Source organism: Microbulbifer sp. A4B17 (assembly GCF_003076275.1).
GTDB lineage: Bacteria > Pseudomonadota > Gammaproteobacteria > Pseudomonadales > Cellvibrionaceae > Microbulbifer.
Window position 1 is genome coordinate 1,632,042 of sequence record NZ_CP029064.1, and the last position, 19,628, is coordinate 1,651,669.

Annotated in this window: 11 protein-coding genes and 1 pseudogene; 4 read left to right on the top strand and 8 right to left on the bottom strand. The window is 44.1% G+C overall.

What is annotated here, in order from left to right; all coding sequences use genetic code 11:
• Positions 1 to 3 precede the first annotated feature (3 nt).
• Positions 4 to 1,095, bottom strand: a complete 1,092-nt coding sequence (locus tag BTJ40_RS07335; protein WP_108732473.1) for a PA0069 family radical SAM protein — start codon at positions 1,093 to 1,095, stop codon at positions 4 to 6.
• 160 nt (positions 1,096 to 1,255) lie between these two features.
• Positions 1,256 to 1,720, bottom strand: coding sequence for a hypothetical protein (locus BTJ40_RS07340; protein ID WP_108732474.1), 465 nt, complete (start codon positions 1,718 to 1,720; stop codon positions 1,256 to 1,258).
• Between the two features lie 427 nt (positions 1,721 to 2,147).
• Between BTJ40_RS07340 and BTJ40_RS07345 the strand changes: the two genes are divergently transcribed.
• The 3 genes from BTJ40_RS07345 (at position 2,148) to BTJ40_RS07355 (ending at position 5,658) form a co-directional block, all read left to right on the top strand.
• Entirely contained in the window at positions 2,148 to 3,434 is a 1,287-nt protein-coding gene (locus BTJ40_RS07345; RefSeq protein WP_157953952.1) for a hypothetical protein, read from the top strand.
• 602 nt (positions 3,435 to 4,036) lie between these two features.
• Positions 4,037 to 4,381, top strand: a complete 345-nt coding sequence (locus BTJ40_RS22745; protein ID WP_157953953.1) for a hypothetical protein — start codon at positions 4,037 to 4,039, stop codon at positions 4,379 to 4,381.
• A 32-nt stretch (positions 4,382 to 4,413) separates the two neighbouring features.
• On the top strand, positions 4,414 to 5,658 hold the full coding sequence (locus BTJ40_RS07355; protein ID WP_108732477.1) for a sodium:proton antiporter: 1,245 nt from the start codon (positions 4,414 to 4,416) through the stop codon (positions 5,656 to 5,658).
• 14 nt (positions 5,659 to 5,672) lie between these two features.
• Here BTJ40_RS07355 and BTJ40_RS07360 read toward each other — a convergent pair whose 3' ends face one another.
• From BTJ40_RS07360 to BTJ40_RS07380, 6 genes and pseudogenes are all read right to left on the bottom strand, one after another.
• Positions 5,673 to 5,939, bottom strand: coding sequence for a hypothetical protein (locus BTJ40_RS07360; protein WP_108732478.1), 267 nt, complete (start codon positions 5,937 to 5,939; stop codon positions 5,673 to 5,675).
• Between the two features lie 507 nt (positions 5,940 to 6,446).
• Positions 6,447 to 6,656, bottom strand: coding sequence for a helix-turn-helix domain-containing protein (locus BTJ40_RS23120; protein WP_108732479.1), 210 nt, complete (start codon positions 6,654 to 6,656; stop codon positions 6,447 to 6,449).
• Between the two features lie 205 nt (positions 6,657 to 6,861).
• Positions 6,862 to 7,029 (bottom strand): annotated as a pseudogene (locus BTJ40_RS23125) (AraC family ligand binding domain-containing protein); the annotation flags it as partial.
• Between the two features lie 35 nt (positions 7,030 to 7,064).
• Complete coding sequence (locus tag BTJ40_RS22240; protein ID WP_157953954.1) at positions 7,065 to 7,232, bottom strand: hypothetical protein; 168 nt, start codon at positions 7,230 to 7,232, stop codon at positions 7,065 to 7,067.
• A gap of 155 nt (positions 7,233 to 7,387) precedes the next feature.
• Entirely contained in the window at positions 7,388 to 8,077 is a 690-nt protein-coding gene (locus BTJ40_RS07375) for a hypothetical protein (RefSeq protein WP_108732481.1), read from the bottom strand.
• A gap of 29 nt (positions 8,078 to 8,106) precedes the next feature.
• Positions 8,107 to 9,123: a chromate resistance protein ChrB domain-containing protein gene (locus BTJ40_RS07380; protein WP_108732482.1), complete on the bottom strand. Its 1,017-nt coding sequence runs from the start codon at positions 9,121 to 9,123 to the stop codon at positions 8,107 to 8,109.
• Positions 9,124 to 9,635: 512 nt separating this feature from the next.
• Here BTJ40_RS07380 and BTJ40_RS07385 point away from each other — a divergent pair.
• Entirely contained in the window at positions 9,636 to 19,574 is a 9,939-nt protein-coding gene (locus tag BTJ40_RS07385) for a right-handed parallel beta-helix repeat-containing protein (RefSeq protein ID WP_192879390.1), read from the top strand.
• Positions 19,575 to 19,628: the final 54 nt, after the last annotated feature.

The window sequence follows — 19,628 nt, forward strand, 5'->3', positions numbered from 1 at the left end:
GGCTCAAGAAAACAAGTCCTGTTGCTCATTGGCGCAAGGCGGCGGTTTAAATTGGGAGCAATCCAAAGTAAGGCGTCGATGATCCAAGCCCAATTTCTTTATCGCTACTTGAAAGCGTCTTTGAAGTAATTGAGCAAATATACCGGTTCCGGTGCGCCTCTGAGAGAATTCACTTTGATAGTCTTTTCCTTCACGGCTTTGCTGCACCAAACTCATCACATGCTTTGCCCTTTCGGCATAGTGTACCTGTAACCACTCTCGAAACAGAGGGGCAACCTCATAAGGGAGGCGCAGGAGGATATATGCGGCTCTTACCGCCCCTGAATCCTTTGCTGCCGAGAGAATCGCTTCCAGCTCACTGTCATTCAGTGCTGGAATCATCGGCGCCGCAAGAACTGCGGTGGGGATACCCGCGGAACTCAGCTTTTCAATAGTTCTCAGTCGAGCAGAGGGTCCTGCGGTTCTCGGCTCAAGCTTGCGTTTGAGAGTGTTATCTAGTGTTGTCACACTAATAGCGACTTGAGCCAGGTTGTCCTGTGCCATTTCTGCCAGTAGTGGGAGGTCTCGCAAGATTAGTTGGCTTTTAGTGATAATGGTCACCGGCTGGCGAAATTCTTGCATAAGCTCCAACAAGTTTTGGGTTATCCCTTTCTCTCGCTCCAATGGTTGATAGGGATCGGTGTTGGCTCCCAGAGCGATAGGGCTGCACTGATAGTTTTTCTTTCGCAACGCCTTCTCTAATAGTTCGGTGGCATTGGCTTTGTAGAAGAGCTTGGTTTCAAAGTCCAGGCCGGGTGACAGATCCATATAGGCATGGGCTGGACGGGCGTAACAATAAATACACCCATGCTCACACCCTCGGTAAGGGTTTATCGATTGAGAGAAAGGAATATCAGGTGATTGATTGGTTGCAATAATACTTTTCGCCTTTTCCTCCGTGGCTGAGGTTATTAGCCGTACAGGCTCGTCTGGCTCAGTTTGCCAACCGTCACTCTCACGGGAGCTGCACAGCTGTGCAAAACGCCCTGGGAGGTTATTGGCGGTTCCTCGACCTTTGCGAGGTGATGGTGCTTTGGGGGGAGGATGATCTGACATTGCTGTAACGATAACTGTATTAATGTACAGTTTACGTTGTAATATCGAATATGTGCAAGAGGCGATATACCCCCTGATGGACTAATAGGCTGGTACTAGGGGAGTAAATAGGACTCCTGAGAAAAAGACTGGATTCGCTCAGGAGTGCTCATTGAAAATTTTACTCTGCCAGGGCTGTGGTGATGGGGTTATATTTGGAATTCATAGTTAGGCCTGGTCGTTCGTCATCCCAAATCATATTTACAACCTTCCATGATTCTCCATCATTGAACAGCTGAATACTGTTGATGCCCCTTTTAAGGAATTGAGTTCTCTCTCTGTCACTCCATGCTTCATAAGTACTGAAAGCATGGGCGATATTCCCAAACTGTTCAATGATATTATGTATTTCTACTTCATAGAAAGGACGGCCTGAAATCAGCTTTTCAAAGTTTCCCGGATATTCCTTAATGTCCATAATTGTTGACTGGGGATTGCCATTGCTATCAACAGATGTGCGAATCATTTTTGCATAAGGGACAAACAATGACTCCTGTCGTTGCCAATCCCGCTGGAACTCTGCCGGGCCAGAAATCCCATTATAAAGCTCATCCAGTACTTTTTTTATCTCGAGATTTTCGTCCATAGTCCTCTCCTTGTTAAACTTTAGTGGTAATTCCAAGTTGTTCGGGTTTGGGGATATCTCTTATGGCAGTGGGTCTTGTAGTTCTACTTCCTCTGTGCGCTGTTTGTACCGCTTGTTTTGTGGCGGGCGCAATACCTTTACTCAACGTTGGGAAAAATAATTCTCTATAAGCCTGGGTGAACGTTCTAATACCGTGTTGGTCACAACTTAGTTTGATAAAGGATTTAATAAGTAATTTTTTATATATTTTGTTGCGAGGTAATGTCCTCTTTAGAGGTAGTGGTACAGTAATCTATCCTGCAAGTTATCTATAGTTTTATCTATAAAGATTCCTGAAACTTTACTCTTATCCTTAGCTTTTATTCTATATGTCTATTTTCTTATTTGTCTATAATATATTAGTAAATTTTTGCTCAATATATGAAGTATGAGTCGAGAACACTTCTCTAGAGAATTGGGTCCGCAGGAGGCACTATTTATTGAGTTGACCAGGCAGTCTGGTGGCGGACTGCAGCTGATTTCATTTATAAGGGTTAGCGAGCCTTTAAGTGTAGAAAGTGTATTTCAAGGGTTTAAGTATTTGCACGCCCGTCACCCATTTTTACGTGCCCGTGTGGTTAGAGGGAAGCGGTTGCGTTGGATTTGTGATGTTGATTTTAGTGACATCCCAATTCAAATCCTTCCATTAAATGGAGCATTAAATTTTGAAGATGCATATGCTTACCATGGAATGACTTGTCTGGATAGTGAAAGATGCATTTTCAGTCTTACTCTTTATACCAATCATGCTGGAGATGTAGAGTGGATTGTTGTTGTAAATATACATGCCGCATTCGATGGTAGAGCAATAATGACGCTTTTTCTGGACCTTGATAAATACCTCTGCTCCCATAAAATGCCAGCTAGCATACCATCACTTCCATTATCGGAAAGCATCGCAGGCCAGCTTGAAGAGGCTGGGTTTTCTGGGGGGGAAGAGTTTGAGTATAGGAACAAAGGTGATTTCTTTTGGCCAACTGAAAAGAGTGCAGCTATATCTGAGCGTAGGGCATGTGCAACCTCATACTCTATTCCATTGGAAAGTATTCAACAGGTTATACGAGTTGCTAAAAAGAATCAGATAAGGCTTACAGCTTTTTACGGGGCTGTAGCAATACTTGCATCGCGAGTTTTGCCGGTCGAAAAGAACTTGTCAGAACTAATTGTAGCCTTGGATGCAAGACAGCTTTGCTCACCTCCCATTTCATTTGAGCATGTGGGACCATTTTCTCAGACAGCCAATTTACATGTTCCGTCAGCTGTTAACTCTATGGGAGTGATTGATCTAGCTAGATATTTGCAGTCTCAGATTAACTCAGTTTTACTTGGAAAAATACCGTTAGCAAAAAATCTGAGTACAAAATATAGCGTTGGAGAAATATCCCAATTGGCGTATGAAATTTCTGAAAAGGATGATACCTTTTCGGCCGGTATATGCATATCTAATGTGGGTAATATGAAATTTCTTGCTGGAAGAATGCATTACTTTGAAATTGAAAGGGGGATGGTTACACAGAATAATGGCATTAATCCGTTTACGATTATTACGTATACGACCTATCGGAGTGGAGTTTTTATACTAGGGTACTGTGAGCCCCTGATGAGTAAAAAAAGTGTATATCTATATATAGATGAGTATGAAAAAATAATAAGGGATCTTGTTTCGGGTGAATAGGATGTTGTGAGATATGAATAAATTTATATTCTTTTTGGGGTGTTCTATGTTAAAGATATTTAATGTTTAGAGCAAAGGTGGTGTGGTTAAGCGAAATATCTATTTTAGATTTGGGGTGTAAAATTAAATGCTATATCACTTTTTATATGGTAATTGGGTGAGGTTTTTAAGGGTGGAGATATAGTCTGGTATGAGAAAGTCTTCTTAGATGCTAGAGTTAAACTGTGGCGTATATTTATATATTTGCAGCTATGGATACGTCGATCAGCTTATGCAAATTGGTAGCTAAGTTGTACTGGATGGTTGGTCGTAATAAATTTTTATAAGGTTTAGATGCTTGTGCTGGTAGAAGTGTATCTGCAATCAGTGAGTTATTTTGGCGTCACTATCATTTTGAAAGCGAAGGAAAGTGTTGAAATGTGGAATGTTGAAAAGTCCGCTTTGCCTTTAAGTGTCGAGGAAATACGATTTCTTAGTTATCATCAGCTGACTCGATGCCTATACTGCAATTATCAACTTAATAACAGGTGCGAGTAATTCAAGTTGCTAACCTGATTGAGCTTGCCTAGGGCCTTCATATTCAGAGGATGTTTGCTGTAAGTATGAAAGCTCCTCTTGCAAAAGGCTTAACTTTAAAAATACTAGTCGCCCAATGGGAATCTGTGTATCACTTACAGGAAGCCTACAGTATCTTTTCAGTGAACCTCAACGCCATGAAATTTAGTTTGGATGCAATGATATGGTGCCAATCTAAAGATGATGTTGGTCTATACGACTTACAGAATTTTAGTGTTCATGTTTTATTACTGCGGACTACTAATCAAAAATTAGAATGTACGATGCTATGTGGGCCACTATATGAATGCTTTAAAAGCCCTGTTCACAGATGGCTCAATCAGGTGGGTGAGTCTATTGAAGGTGCCGGTAATGAATGTAGCTGTGTTTGATTTTCGGATGCAATACTAATGGGAGTGGTTGGGTGAGTGATGTTGTCACTGTTGTAGGTCAGGGTTTATATCTAGCCGCCGCCGCCGTTGTTGGATTGGGTATCGCGAGGGTGTTACGCATTGACAACACGCTGGGTTGTCTCGTTGCCGGGGTCTTGGCAGCCTTACTTCTGCCAATTATTGAGTATGACACAGGCTTGCGTGCAACTAGCTTAAGAGAGTTGGTATTCTTTGTTATTTTACCCGTGCTAATTTTTGAATCAGCCTGGCAGCTGGAACCTAAAGTTTTGAAACGCTGGATCGGGCCGGTGTTGTTATTTTCCACATTGGGTCTGGTTATTTGTGCAGTCCTTATTGCTGCCATTACTTATTATGGTATTGGTCACCCTGAGGGCTTTCCTTGGGTGGCCGCTATGTTGACAGGAGCTATTTTGGCTGCCACTGATCCCGTTTCTGTAGTTAATAAGTTACGACAAGAAAAAACTGGTGAAGATCTCTTGACCTTGGTGGATGGAGAAAGTCTTTTTAATGATGCTGCGGCTGTAGTTCTTTATTCTCTAGTTTTGGGATTGGCAACATATGGTATTGTTGAAACTTCGCCAATGGAAACCAAGGCTCCCTCACTAGATGTGGCATCTGTGACGCTATATTTTTGTATGGTTTTTTTTGGTGGCGTTGTGGTTGGGCTAATTTTTGGTTTGCTAACTACGCTGGTGATATTTTTTCTCCGCTCACCGAGTGCGGCATTGATGACTTTAGTGATCGCTGCATTTGGTAGCTTTTATCTGGCGGAAAGTATTTTTCATGTGTCAGGTATTATTTCGGTAATGATATGTGCAATTGTTGCTCGAGGGTGTCTAAGTAAGCAAAATAACACTTATTTGGTTCATGCAGGTCCAACTTGGGAATGGATGGGATTATTTTTTACCGGTATTATTTTTGTAATTATGGGGTTGGTGATTACCTTTGAGATGTTTAGCCATCAATGGTTGGCAATGATTATTGCTACAGCAGCTGCTTTGGGAGCCAGAGCATTATCCGTATTCTTAGTGGCGCCTTTAACCCGCTTTGTTGGTCCTCCTATACCGAAATCTTGGCGGCTGTTGATGAGTTGGGGCGGACTGCGAGGGGTTATCGCGGTCGCTTTGGTACTCTCTCTTCCGGTTGAATTACCCTATTGGTGGACAATTCAATCTATGGTGTTTGGCGTGGTTCTTTTCTCCTTGTTGGTGCAGGGTACCACCAGTGGCCGCTTAATCCATAAATTAAACCTTTGAGTTAAATCCCCTAGTCATGCAGCAGTTAGGCTAATAGCGGTGGGATTATCAGCTATCAACCACACAGCGGCAAGAAGCAGGGTGAGTGCAAAAGACTTATTTTGTAGACTTCTATCTTTATCACTATCAAGTGCTTTCGATAAGGTCCGACCAAAATCGCTCCATGAAAAGTGTGTCACAAAGTTAAGTATGGTGATCATGTCAATCAAGGCGGTAATACTACTTTCGGCACTTTCCCTCTGTTTTGGCGCGAATACGGAAAACATGGTAATTACTATCATTTACTCTTTGATGTTCATACTTTGAATAAGTATTCTCTGTCAAATACTGACCGACTTTATTGTAGTATCACCAGGCTTTTTACTGGGTTTTATAAAAACATAAGTAAGGTAAATTAAATAGATGGCATCAGTCCACTGTAGGATATTTATCACCATAGGGTAGTGAATGAGCCAACTCATAAATCCGAAGCTAATCAATAAAGTCTTCACCAGAAGTACAATGTTGATACTTGTGAGCAAAGGCAAGGAATTATGAATGCCTAAGCTGGATCTAGCTGTAGCAAAGTGATGTTGGAGAAGCCTGGGCTAAAAATTAGGGAAAACATTACCGCCAGCCAGGCTGATAAGAACTCTAAACTCATATGTATTACTCGTATTAATTCAATGGGGTAGCCATGAGATATAGCTAACCCCGCCTTAAGGCGAGCTTCGTTTTCTCGGTGGCAGATGAGTTTAAGAGTGGTAGGGAGGAGTTTCTTGTACAAAATTGCGCTGCACAGACTTCAGTTAGCGAGCGGGCGTGATACCGAATGCACGCTTGAAATTGCGACTCAAATAGCTCGGATCAAAGAATCCACAATAGTTAGCTACATCTGCAACTTGGGCTCCTGTACGAAATAATGTACGGTCCTTTTGGGTTTTCAGGAGTATTAGGAATTTGTGTGGGGGAGCACCAAATTGGGCATTGAAACTACGAATAATCTGATATCGACTCATGCCGGTAAATTGTCACAGCTCATCCAAGATCATATTTTTTGTGAATAAGCACGATCCTTCAGGGCGCCCTGCTTGTTTGACGATGACTTTGGGTAGATCTTTTTGTCACCGTGCCGGGCAGCTGACTGATTACTAAGGTAAGTAGAGTGACTGCTGAAAGGAATAAAGCGTTCACTTCAAGGTTGCTATGTAGCTTGCAAAGTGGCTAAAAAAGCTCAGAGCCATCCAATGGCAGCCCTTTTAGAAATGGCACGGATGTTTGGTTGAGTTGATTGTACTCCTTGAGAATTTTCTCAATAAGAGCTGTGTCAAAGTAAAACATACGGTAGTGCCAACCGGAGTCACTACCGGAAAAACCGGTGAGAATCTTCCCAGGGTTGAGTGCAGCGAGGGTTCCCTGGGAGAGAGTTACAGCTTCCCCGCAATAATCGAAATTTCTATACCGAAGAGGAAGATCCCGATAGCGAGCTCATCGTGTCGATACTTGGTAAAGGAAAACTTGTGGAAGTAGGTGTAAAAAAGCTCTATGTCACTAGGACTTGGGCTTCGCCAGGCTTTGGAGAATTCCTTTTTCATTGATAATTCCCATATGAAAAGTGACTATTACCATATAGAAAGAAAGGGTGGTAAGGCAAAGTTACAGATGGGAGTGCGGTAATTGAAGGGGGGGAAAGGGATAGCTGCGGTTATCTCCGCAGCTATTTGTATTTATTATTAGCTCAGAATTATCTTTAGCTGATTTTGGTATCTTTCTTATACTTGATATAGTTAGCCAAGGCTAAAGTTATAACACTGGAAATCATCAAGCAATAAGTGGCGATGATCATGCCTGATCCGGCTTCAGTACCAATTAATATACTGTGTAGCAGACCCAAAGTTAGGCCCGGTAAGCTGAGGCGGTGTAGCCAGACTGCAATGAGCTTTCGGTTCGCGCGCATTGTTCCAGCAATGGCTGACCCGATTAATACCCAAAATGCAATAGCTCCTATTGAAACGCTGGTTTTATAGAATCCATGGGAAAAAGTAGGTATTAGATTGCCGAGTGTAGAGTGTCCAGTTCTAATAGATGTGGCAGCAATAAATAAGCCTGCATGCAAAAGAAAGGTAACACAAACCATACTTCCAAGAATGATATGCACCTTTCTGGTAACTATTTGTTGGGAGGTTAGTGGATTGGCCAGTGCCAAGCATACTTGTAGCCACAGTAAGAAAATACTGTAAAGCCCGAATAGTTTTGAGAGTATGTAGGCTAATTGCCCCTTAGGTATTTCATAAGTAAAGTAGTCCGCAATGCTGCCAGTCGTATCACTCCAGAGTACAGCCGGTGTTATTAGGGTAAAGCACACTGCTAGAGCTTTAAAAGCTGTAAGAGTGATCGGTGCAATAAAATTTGCTTCCGTGGATGTATTGGCTTGCTGCATGATGTCGCTTTTATAAGTGAGTGCAAATATTAAATATTCTTAATACATTCTTTGTCGTTAATGCATTGCTCTAAGTTGGCCTTAGCTTGCTGTTCGGTCAGCGCTTTAGTGCCAGCAACTGGAAGCTCAGCTTCAATCCAACCTCTTATGCCGTAGGGGTTGAGTATTGCAGTTTGCTGCAATCCCCGCCGACGAAGTATTTTAGCCATCTCAAAGCCCCTAAAGTCTTTAACGCAATAACTTATAATGATGTCGGCACTCTCCAGTGATTTGGGGAGCTGCTTGCCCAAGCTGCGTATGGGAATGTTTACAGCTCCTGGAATATGGGCCTCGGCAAATTCATTGCTTTCTCGAGTGTCAACAAAGACAACGTTCTTGCCGTTTCTTATATGATCGAATAGCTCCAAGGCTGTAATCTCAGGTACAAGCCTTGTAGAGCTATTAAAGGCTACTTTAGTATTTTTTGTGCATTGTTGATCTGGAATCAGATCGGTTTGGCTGGCTACAACCTGTTCTTGGCTATCACTGCCTATCCACTCGTAGATATTGCTAAAAAGCTGGTTGTAGCAGTCAAGTGTAATATTTTCCTCACCATAATTTCTTTGCAGCTTCCTAAATGCAGTTTCTACGATGATGGATTCCGGATTTCTGTTAGGGCGCCATAGATTTACTTCAATATCATTGATAACGCTTGCTAGCTTTACCAGTTTAGGATCTGAAGCTTCGAATGACTCTATTAGTACTTCGAATGTTGACTGGTGCTGGGTGCGATGGAAGGTTGCACCTTCGGAGTCAAAACTTGCTGATTTTTTTGGCTCAAAAGTATCGCTATGTAGGGGGTGGATGATTATTCGGCTGCCGGGGTCCAAGTGTTGTGAAAGTAACCATGCAGATGCCCACTTGTCTGGCCCAAGCCCATGTGTGGTGTGATAGGTGGGTTCAGACTCCCTGGGGGATGGAGAAATTTCAGCACGGGATGAAAGAGATATTGCAGTTGTTAGCAGGAAGAAGGGTAAAAATCTTAACTTGAACACAGAGCATTCCACTACTAAGGCACAAAAATAGCTAATTTGTATGCGGTAAAGTTTATTTGTCTTGAAAGCTTAGCAAGAATTTATTTTGTGGTGGAAGTGGTTTTTTACTGGTGCTCAGTAATAGTGAGAAGTAGTTTTATTGAAATTATATTTGTCCTGTCTTGCTATTTTTGTCACTATTGACAGGTAGATGAAATTTTCCAATTTTCTTATTTCTTGCACATTGTTTGGCATTTCTTTTTGTATACTGCAGAAAATTGCGTCATCCAGCGCATTCAGTAATGTGTTGGCTGTGGTTTTACGGAAAAAGACACACAAACCTTGGTTGAGTGTGTGATGCATATAGGGTGTATGGATTGCTGTTGAAAGTGCAGTATTGAGCAAGTGGTATCAGTACCTATTTCGTTCTTTTAATTTCTGCAGTGCTTTCTTCCGGCTAATCGTTTGAATAGCTGAATTGCTTGGCTTTCTAGCTACCCGTTATGCATGGAATGGTTCAAGGTGCAAATTGGGAAGGCATGTTCATGCGCAGCTCGGCTTATAATTATCCACGGCTTTTGGCGTTTCAAAAAAATGTTCAGCAGCTAGTGCAATACCTGTTTCTCTCATTGGTATGTGTCTCGGCATTTACGTACGCCGAAGTAACAGTGGATGAGGATATCTCTCCCTGGCAGCTTTCCATTGTTGGGGCTAGCACTGGGGATGTTGTTCTAAGTGGTGATGACCAAGCATTAAGTCTTGGGATTTCAGAAATTTGTGTAGCTGAAAACCAGGTCTCTGAAGACTTCTCCTCAGGTTCTAGTGAGGATCTCTCATTATTTGGGTTTCAGAGCTTTGGTGGTGAGGCTTTGTTACTCCTGAATGAGCGCGTAACTGTAACCGCTCAAGCCCATCAAGTTCTGCTGGCCCCCACTGTACTAAGTGATTCAAGTGAAATCACACTCAGTGCCTTCATTAATTCTTCAACGGATGTTGGTGCAGGTACCGACTCACTCTCTATCTATCTGACGGATGGTGAATACGCAGGTTATGGCGTTCAGTATCAAGGGGATGGTTCAACGGGTGTGTGGGCCATCGTTCAATTTGCAGGTGCAGACAGTCAATCCAATTTAGCTCAGGTGGCTGCAACTGATAATCATCCAACAACCGGGCAAACAGTTACCTTAAATCGTTCTGGCGATACGTTGACGGTTACTGTGGGAGGAAGCGATATCGGTCTTACCTATACTGTAGGTGAAGGCATTGATGATCTTTCGCGCTACGGTATCCGTTCCACCTCGCTTGAAGTTAGCGATAACAATTATCTAGATGATCTAGAACTTACCTTTTCCTCTAACGCTACTTGCCCCGCCTTAGCTGATACCGGTGAGTGGGATGATGCTTATTCTCTGCACTTTGTCTATCAAGAGCTGTTGCAGCAGGGAGAGCTGATTGCCCGTTTATCCAGCCACAGTAACAGTGGGTCAGGTATTGCGGGTATTGCATTGCGAAACGGCACCGCAGCGACGGATAAAGCTATTGCATTAGTAATGGACCCAGCCGATAACAGCATTGGGCTTTTTACCCGAGATACAGACGATGCAGCCAATACGTTAACTTCCACTGGACAAACGGGTGCCTTACCGCAGTGGTTAAGGCTGGTACGTGACGGCGACACTATCACAGCTTATATCTCCACAGATGGTACAAGCTGGACCCAGGTGGATAGTGTTTCAATCAGCTTCGACGATATTGTCAAGGCCGGAATTGCAGTGGCAGTTACCGGCAGTGAAGCGCAAACGCTGGAATACGATAACCTCAGTGTCATCAATGAATTATCTGGTGATATTACTTCAGACATGGAGCTTGCCGCGCATCAAACCTATGTAGTGACTGGAAATGTAGTTGTTAATAGCGGAGTGACTCTAACTATTAATGAAGGCGCTACCATTCTATTTGACGGTGATTTTACGCTTGAGGTGAATGGTAATCTTGTCGCTTCTGGAGGAGAGGATACGTCTGTAGTATTTACCAGTGCACAGGTTTCGCCTGCCAAAGGCGACTGGTATGGCATTGTGGTGAATAGCGGCGGCTCAGTGAATTTAAGTAATGCCATCATCGAATACGCTGATTACGGGGTTAATGCGAAACCAGGCAGTACCTTTAGTTTAAATAACAGCACCTTGCAGTACTTTGATGAACACGGTGTCTACGCCTACGGCGCCAGTGGTTCAATCAGTAATAGCATCATTCAATACGCAGATACTGCTGGGGTATATCTGTACGGTGTAGCGGATGTCGCCGTCAGTGACAATGCGATCACTGATAATGCATACGGTTTTTATATTCGGGGCGCGAGCGGTGGTGTCACGACCCCAACTATTACCGGCAATACGATTACAGACAACAGTAGTTACGGCTTTTATCTCTATGGTTCAGGAAATGTTAGCTACGACCCTCTTCCGGTAATTAACGGAAACAGTATTTACAATAACAGTGCCGATAATGTCTATACGAGTAACTATGGTGCAGGGTCAACTACTAATATTGACGCAACGGGTAACTGGTGGAATGCCACCGATCCCGGTTCTATCTCTCCAACGATTTATGATTACACCGATACTGGAAGTGATTCCAATCCATTTATAGATTACAGCGGGTTCCTGGATACTGAAGATGGAGCGGCAGTAGTCAGTCATTCATTGGTAGGTACCCTGACAGAAGATACTACCTTGCTTTCGGGTAACACTTACACCATGTTGGGACACCTCTATGTTGGTACAGGCACGGTACTAACCGTAGAGCCGGGAGCGCGTATTGAGTCAGGTGGTAGTTATAGAATCGTTGTTGATGGAACTCTAAAAGCCATAGGCACCAGTGAATCGCCAATTGTATTTACCAGTGATGAAGAGTCTGCATCTAGCGGGCAGTGGAAAGGTATTCGCGTTGACGAAGGCGGTTCGGTAGAACTGGACTATGTGACGTTGGAGTATGGAGAGTATGGTCTTTATGCACAGTCAGGCAGTAGCTTTAGTTTGAGCAACAGTATTGTTCAATATATTGAGGAAGATGGTGTTTATGCCTATAACGCCAGTGGCTCAGTAAGTAATAGCACCATTCAGTATGCTGAAAATGCAGGTGTGTACCTATACGGTGTAGCAGAAGTTTCCGTAAGTGATAACACGATTACAGACAATGAATACGGTTTTTATATTAAGAGCCATAGCAGCGGTGTCACGACGCCCATCATTACCGGCAATACGGTTATCGACAACAGCAGTTACGGTTTTTATCTCAATGGTTCAGGGAATGCTAACTATGACCCGCTACCGGTAATTAATGGAAACAGTATTTACAATAATACTAGCGATAACGTATACACTAGTAACTATGGTAGTGGGTCAACCACCTTTATTGATGTGACAGGTAACTGGTGGAATGCGACTGACCCAGGTTCTATTTCTCCAACGATTTATGATTATTCAGATACTGGAAGTGACTCCAATCCATTTATAGATTATAGCGGATTCTTGGATTCTGAAGATGGCGCAGCAGTAATTAGTCATGCATTGATGGGCACTCTGACAGAAGATACTACTTTATCTTCAGGTATTACGTACACCATGTTGGGAGGGGTCTATGTAGATGAGGGTACGGTACTGACCGTGGAGCCGGGTGCGCGTATTGAATCGGGGGGAGCTTATCGGATCTTTGTTAATGGAACTCTAAAAGCGATTGGCAGTAGCGATTCGCCAATCGTATTTACTAGTGATGAATCATCTGGATCCAGTGGGCAGTGGCGGGGGATACGGGTTAATGAGGGCGGTTTTGCAGAATTAGATTATGTAACCCTGGAGTATGGAGACTACGGTCTCTATGCAGCCTCAGGTAGTAGTTTCAGCCTCAATAATAGTACGTTGCGGTATTTTGAGGAAGATGGTGTTTACGCCTACAAGGCCAGTGGCTCAATCAGTAACAATACCATTCAGCATGCTGAAAATGCAGGGATATATTTGTACGGTGTAGCAGATGCCACCGTTAGTGAGAATGAGATTACAGATAATAAATATGGCTTTTATATTCGAGGCTATAGCGATATTGCCACTGCGCCAACCATTACTGGTAATACAGTTACCAGTAACAGCAGTTACGGTTTTTATATTCAGGGCCATAGCAGCGGTGTTACCAACCCAAAGATTACCGGTAATACCATTATTGGTAATAGCAGCTATGGTTTTTACTTGAGTGGAGTGAGTGACTCAGGCTATGACCCGCAACCCGTGATTACCGGTAACAGCATTTACAGTAATAGTAGTTACGACCTGTATACTTCTAGTTACGAAAGCGGTGTGCTAACCATAAATGCGACGGGCAATTGGTGGAACACCACAGATTCTGGCTTGATTGCGGAAGAAGTCTACGATTATAACGATAGTACCTCTTATCGACCGCTAGTGGATTATAGTGGTTATTTAGATGAGGAGGGTGGAAGTGTAGCGATTAGTAATGGCTTGTTTGGTTATTTGACCGAAGATACGACGCTGTTTGCAGGCACTACTTACACTCTTTTGAGTAAACTATATGTGCAAAGCGGCGTTACCCTGACAATTGAGCCAGGTGCACGAATTGAAGTGGGCGGATATTTTAGTCTCAAAGTGTATGGCATGTTAGATGCGCGAGGTACTAGTGATAGCCCAATTGTATTTACCAGTGATGAGAGCACTTCTACTGCTGGAGACTGGTATGGTGTTGTGGCGCAAACTGGCGGCACGGTGAATTTGGATTATGTAGAGCTTGAGTATGCTGATAGAGGTCTTTATGGAGCTTCAGGTAGTAACTTTAGCCTGACCAACAGCACCTTGTGCTATTTTGAGAGAAATGGCGTTTATGCCTATAACGCTAGCGGCTTGATCAATAACAACACCATTAAGTACGCGGATGATGCAGGAGTGTATCTATATCGTATGGCGGATATCACTATCAGCGATAATACGATTACAGATAACAATCACGGATTTTATATTAAGGGACATAGTAGTGGAGTCACGACCCCAACTATTACCGGCAATACGATTACAGACAACAGTAGTTACGGCTTTTATCTCTATGGTTCAGGAAATGTTAGCTACGACCCTCTTCCGGTAATTAACGGAAACAGTATTTACAATAACAGTGCCGATAATGTCTATACGAGTAACTATGGTGCAGGGTCAACTACTAATATTGACGCAACGGGTAACTGGTGGAATGCCACCGATCCCGGTTCTATCTCTCCAACGATTTATGATTACACCGATACTGGAAGTGATTCCAATCCATTTATAGATTACAGCGGGTTCCTGGATACTGAAGATGGAGCGGCAGTAGTCAGTCATTCATTGGTAGGTACCCTGACAGAAGATACTACCTTGCTTTCGGGTAACACTTACACCATGTTGGGACACCTCTATGTTGGTACAGGCACGGTACTAACCGTAGAGCCGGGAGCGCGTATTGAGTCAGGTGGTAGTTATAGAATCGTTGTTGATGGAACTCTAAAAGCCATAGGCACCAGTGAATCGCCAATTGTATTTACCAGTGATGAAGAGTCTGCATCTAGCGGGCAGTGGAAAGGTATTCGCGTTGACGAAGACGGTTCGGTAGAGTTGGACTATGTAACGTTAGAGTATGGGGAGTACGGCCTTTACGCACAGTCGGGTAGTAGCTTTAGCCTTAGCAACAGTACTGTGCAATATGTTGAGGAAGATGGTGTTTATGCCCATAACGCCAGTGGCTCAATCAGTAACAACACCATTCAATATGCCGAAAATGCTGGGGTATACCTGTATGGTATAGCGGATGTCACAGTTAGCGACAACGCGATCATCAATAATAAATACGGGTTTTACATTAAAGGCGATAGCGGTGCAGCAACTACACCAACTATTACCGGTAATACCATTACTGGTAATAGCAGTTATGGCCTCTATTTATATGGGGTAAGGGATACAGACTACGATCCGCAACCCGTCATTACCGGCAACAACATTTATAGCAACACTAGTTATGACCTGAACGCTTACTATTACGAAAGCGGTGTGCTTACTCTTAATGCCACGGGCAACTGGTGGAACACTATTGATTCTGGTTCTATTGCAGAAGAAGTTTACGATTATAACGATAGTACTTCTTACCGGCCGATAGTGGATTACAGTGGTTTTCTGGATGCCGAGGGCGGCAGTGCAGTGATCGACAACGGCTTGATTGGTTATCTGACCGAAGATACCACCTTGTTGGCAAATACAACTTACACCCTAGTGAGTTCACTGCACGTGAAAAGTGGTGTCACTCTAACGATTGAACCGGGTGCTCGCATTGAAGTGGGTGGAAGATTTTTTCTCAGGGTTTATGGCACTTTGGATGCTCAGGGGACCAGTGATAACCCGATTGTATTCACCAGTGATGAAAGTGAGCCCAGTGTTGAGGATTGGTACGGTATTGTGGTGCAAAGTGGCGGCACGGTGAATTTGGACTATGTAACAGTGGAGTACGGGGATTCTGGCGTTTACGCAGTCTCGGGGAGTACCTTTAGTATCAACAATAGTACTTTGCAGTATTTCGAGTTTAATGGTGTTTACGCCTACAACGCCAGTGGCTCAATTAGTAACAGTACCATTCAGTATGCTGAGAATGCTGGGGTGTACTTGTACCGTGTGGCGGATATCAGCGTCAGTGATAATACGATTACGGATAACAAATATGGCCTGATCATCAAGGGTCACAGCAGTGGTGTCACCACCCCAACCATAACCGGCAATACGATTACAGGTAACAGTAGTGATGGTGTTTACTTGGAAGGGGTTAAGGACGCAGACTACGATCCGCAACCAGTAATTAATGGCAACAGTATTTACAGTAACGGTACCTATAACGTATACACGAAAAACTACGGTAGTGGAGCTACCACTAATGTTGATGCCACGGGCAACTGGTGGAACACAATTGATTCAGAATCGATTGCAACAGAAATCTATGATTATAACGACAGTGCTTCCTATCGACCGGTAGTGGACTACAGCGGTTATCTGGATGCCGAGGGTGGAAGCGTAGTAATTAGCAATGGATTACTCGGTTATGTGACCGAAGACACCACTCTGTTGGCTGACACCGCTTACACCCTTTTGGGTAAATTATACGTACAAAGTGGTGTGACCCTAACGATTGAACCTGGTGTTCTTATTGAGGTGGGAGGAGACTTTAGCCTTGAGGTGTATGGCACTTTAGATGCACAGGGTACCAGTGATTCCCCGATTGTGTTTACCACTGATGAGAGCACGCCCAGTGTTGGGGATTGGTATGGCATTGTAGTGCAAAGTGGTGGCACGGTGAACTTGGACTATGTGACATTGGAGTATGGAAACTACGGTCTTTATGCAGAATCGGGCAGTACCTTCAGCCTTAGCAACAGCACTTTGCGGTATTTTGAGGAAGATGGTGTTTACGCCTACAAGGCCAGCGGCTCAATCAGTAACAATACCATTGAGTATGCAGGTCGTGCTGGGGTGTATCTGTACGGTGTTGCGGATGTCACTGCTAGCGACAACATGATCACGGATAACTATTACGGCTTTTACATTTGGGGCTCTAGCGGTGTTGCCACCACGCCAACCATTACAGGCAACACGGTTATGGATAATAACTACCACGGCTTTTACATTAGGGGCTCTAGCGGTGGCACCACTACCCCAGTCATTACCGGTAATACAATTACCGGTAATAACAGCTACGGGTTATACCTGTATGGGATTAAGGGTGCAGACCACGATCCGCAACCCATGATCACCGGAAATAGCATTCACAACAATGGTAGTTATGATCTGTACACCAGTTATTACGAATATCGCTCTAGTGACGTGCTTACTATCAATGCCACGGGCAATTGGTGGAGCACCACGGACTGGAGATCGATTGCGGCAGAAATCTACGATTATACCGATAGTACTTTCAACCGGCCGCTAGTGGATTACAGTGGTTACTTAAATAGCGCTAATGGCAACTCAATATACGATCATTATCTTCGCTTTGATATTGACACAGATACGAGCTTGGCTGCAGGTTCCTATATTGTGGTTGACGATATCAATATCAATAGTGGTGTGAGCTTAACCCTCGAAGCAGGAGCAGTATTGGTATTCCCCGCTGGTCATTCCCTAACGGTGGAGGGTGATCTGGTGGTCAGTGGTTCCAGCTCCCAGCCGGTCTTATTCACCAGCGAGGCTCAATATCCTGCGGCTGGGGATTGGCAGGGTATCGTTATTGCCAGTGGTGGCAGTGTCAGTATGGATAATGCTTACATCCAATATGCTGAAACTGCAGTCTCTGCGACTTCACCCAGTGCGTTCAGTGTTACCAACAGTATTATTACTGACTTCAGCGAAAGCGGAATCAGCATTAATAATTTTGTCGGCGGCACCATTGCTAATAACTTGATCCAAAACACGGATTACACCGGTACAGGTATAGCCCTGGATACTGCATCGCCAGCTGTAACTGATAATATTGTTACTGGTTTGAATTACGGTGCATATATTACCGGAGCATCTTCACCGAGCTTAACGGGTAATAGTTTTATCAATAATAACTATGGTATTTACCTTAATGGCTCGGGTAGTGATGTTACCAATCCTACCCCGACTATTATCGGTAATGACTTGTATGGAAATACCAGTGGTAGTTTATACCTCAACAACTATGGCAGCAGCTCGGCATCGGTGTTGAATGTTACTGGCAACTGGTGGGGCAGTGCTTCGCCTGAGTGGGGTGTAGATATTATCGGAGTCGACACGCCAGAGATGGCTGTAGATTACAGTAATGCCCTGGCAGCAGAGAGTCGTGTAATAACATCCAACCTGAATGGGAATTACGAGTATTTCTCCCCAAATAATGATGGCAATCAGGATACATTGACTATTACTGCCACCTTGAGTTCAAGTAGCAGTTGGAGCCTGGAAATCAGTAATGAATCCGGAACTGTTGTGAATACTTTCTCGGGAACCGGTACAGATATTAGTATCGATTGGGATGGTACTGATAGTAGCAGTACGGTACTGGGTGATGGTCGTTACTATTTGTACTTAAATGTGACCGATGCGGAGAATGCCAGCTACCGAGTGGGCGCCATTTGGGCGGAAATGGATAACACCGCGCCTTTGGCCGAAATGAGTAATGTTAATGATGGCGTTATCCTATCAACCGGGACTACCACTCTGGAGATAGAGGGCAGTGCTACTGATCACTTATTTGTAAGTTACACCGTGGATTACCAGTTAAGTGGAGATACCGATAACTGGATAAACCTTATATCTTCAACATCGGCGGTGAGCGAAAACACCTTGGCCGAGTGGGCGATTAATTCCACTGACGGGACTGTTGAGGCACCGGCCAATGGTGACTATCAAATACGTTTAGCGGTCAATGATAGGGCTGGCAATACCACAATCATTATTCGCACTGTCACCCTTGACTTGATCAGTATTGCCAATGTCAGCCGCAATCAAACCACAGTCAATCCAGTGGCCGGTGAGAGCCTGGTAGTCAGCTTTGATTTGTCCCTCGGTGCTACTGTTACGCTGGATATTAAAGACGAGCAAACCGAGGCACTGGTTCGCAGTGTGGTAGAAACCTTTGAGAATGGGGGTAGCTACTCCCTGAGCTGGGATGGTAGGGATAACGAGGGTAACTTTGTTCAGGAAGAGGCATATACCTATTATCTCACCGCAGTAAATGGCAGTGTGGAGGGGGTGTATACCATTGAGGATGGTGGTAGTACCAGCGACGATATCTTAGTGGGCAGTATGGATACCGTCATGAATGCAGTACAGAACGACTTTATGAAAACTGAAGTTACGCCCACGGCGAATGTGCGTGTCTATATGGAAGTGACGCCAGGCGGAGGCGATACGCATGTCGTGTACGATAATATTCCCATGGAGGCTGGTACCCACTATATGGTCTGGGATGGGCGCACCGCTGATGGCGTGCTTACCACAGGGTCTTTTTACACCTATGTGCCTGATCCTGAAATTTTGCCCACCAACGCTGTCATTATCGACGGCGTAAATCCAAGTATCACCGGCACCCTGGATGCACCCAATATCGAAGTAAAATCCGATCCCTATCTGATGTACCACAGCTACGATCAAATCTCGAAAGTGGCTTATTTATTGGATCAGGATTCCTACGTAACCTTCAAACTGTTACCGCCGGATATCGGTGACCCCACCAATGCCGGAGCGATCACCTTGATCGATAACCAGCTGCAAGCTGCGAATGACAGCGATGGTGCAGTGGCCACCCACGAAGTGGAGTGGACCGGTTACGAAGAGAGCGATGGCAACGCGATTATGGTCTCGGATGAAGGTGTATATAGTTTCTGGATAGAAGCGACCTCGGCAACTACCGGAGCCAGTACTACCTACTACGGCGCATTGCAGCTGTATCAATAATGGTTAGTGGGCTAGCGGTGTTTTTAATGCACCGCTAGCGCCCTAACTGTCAAG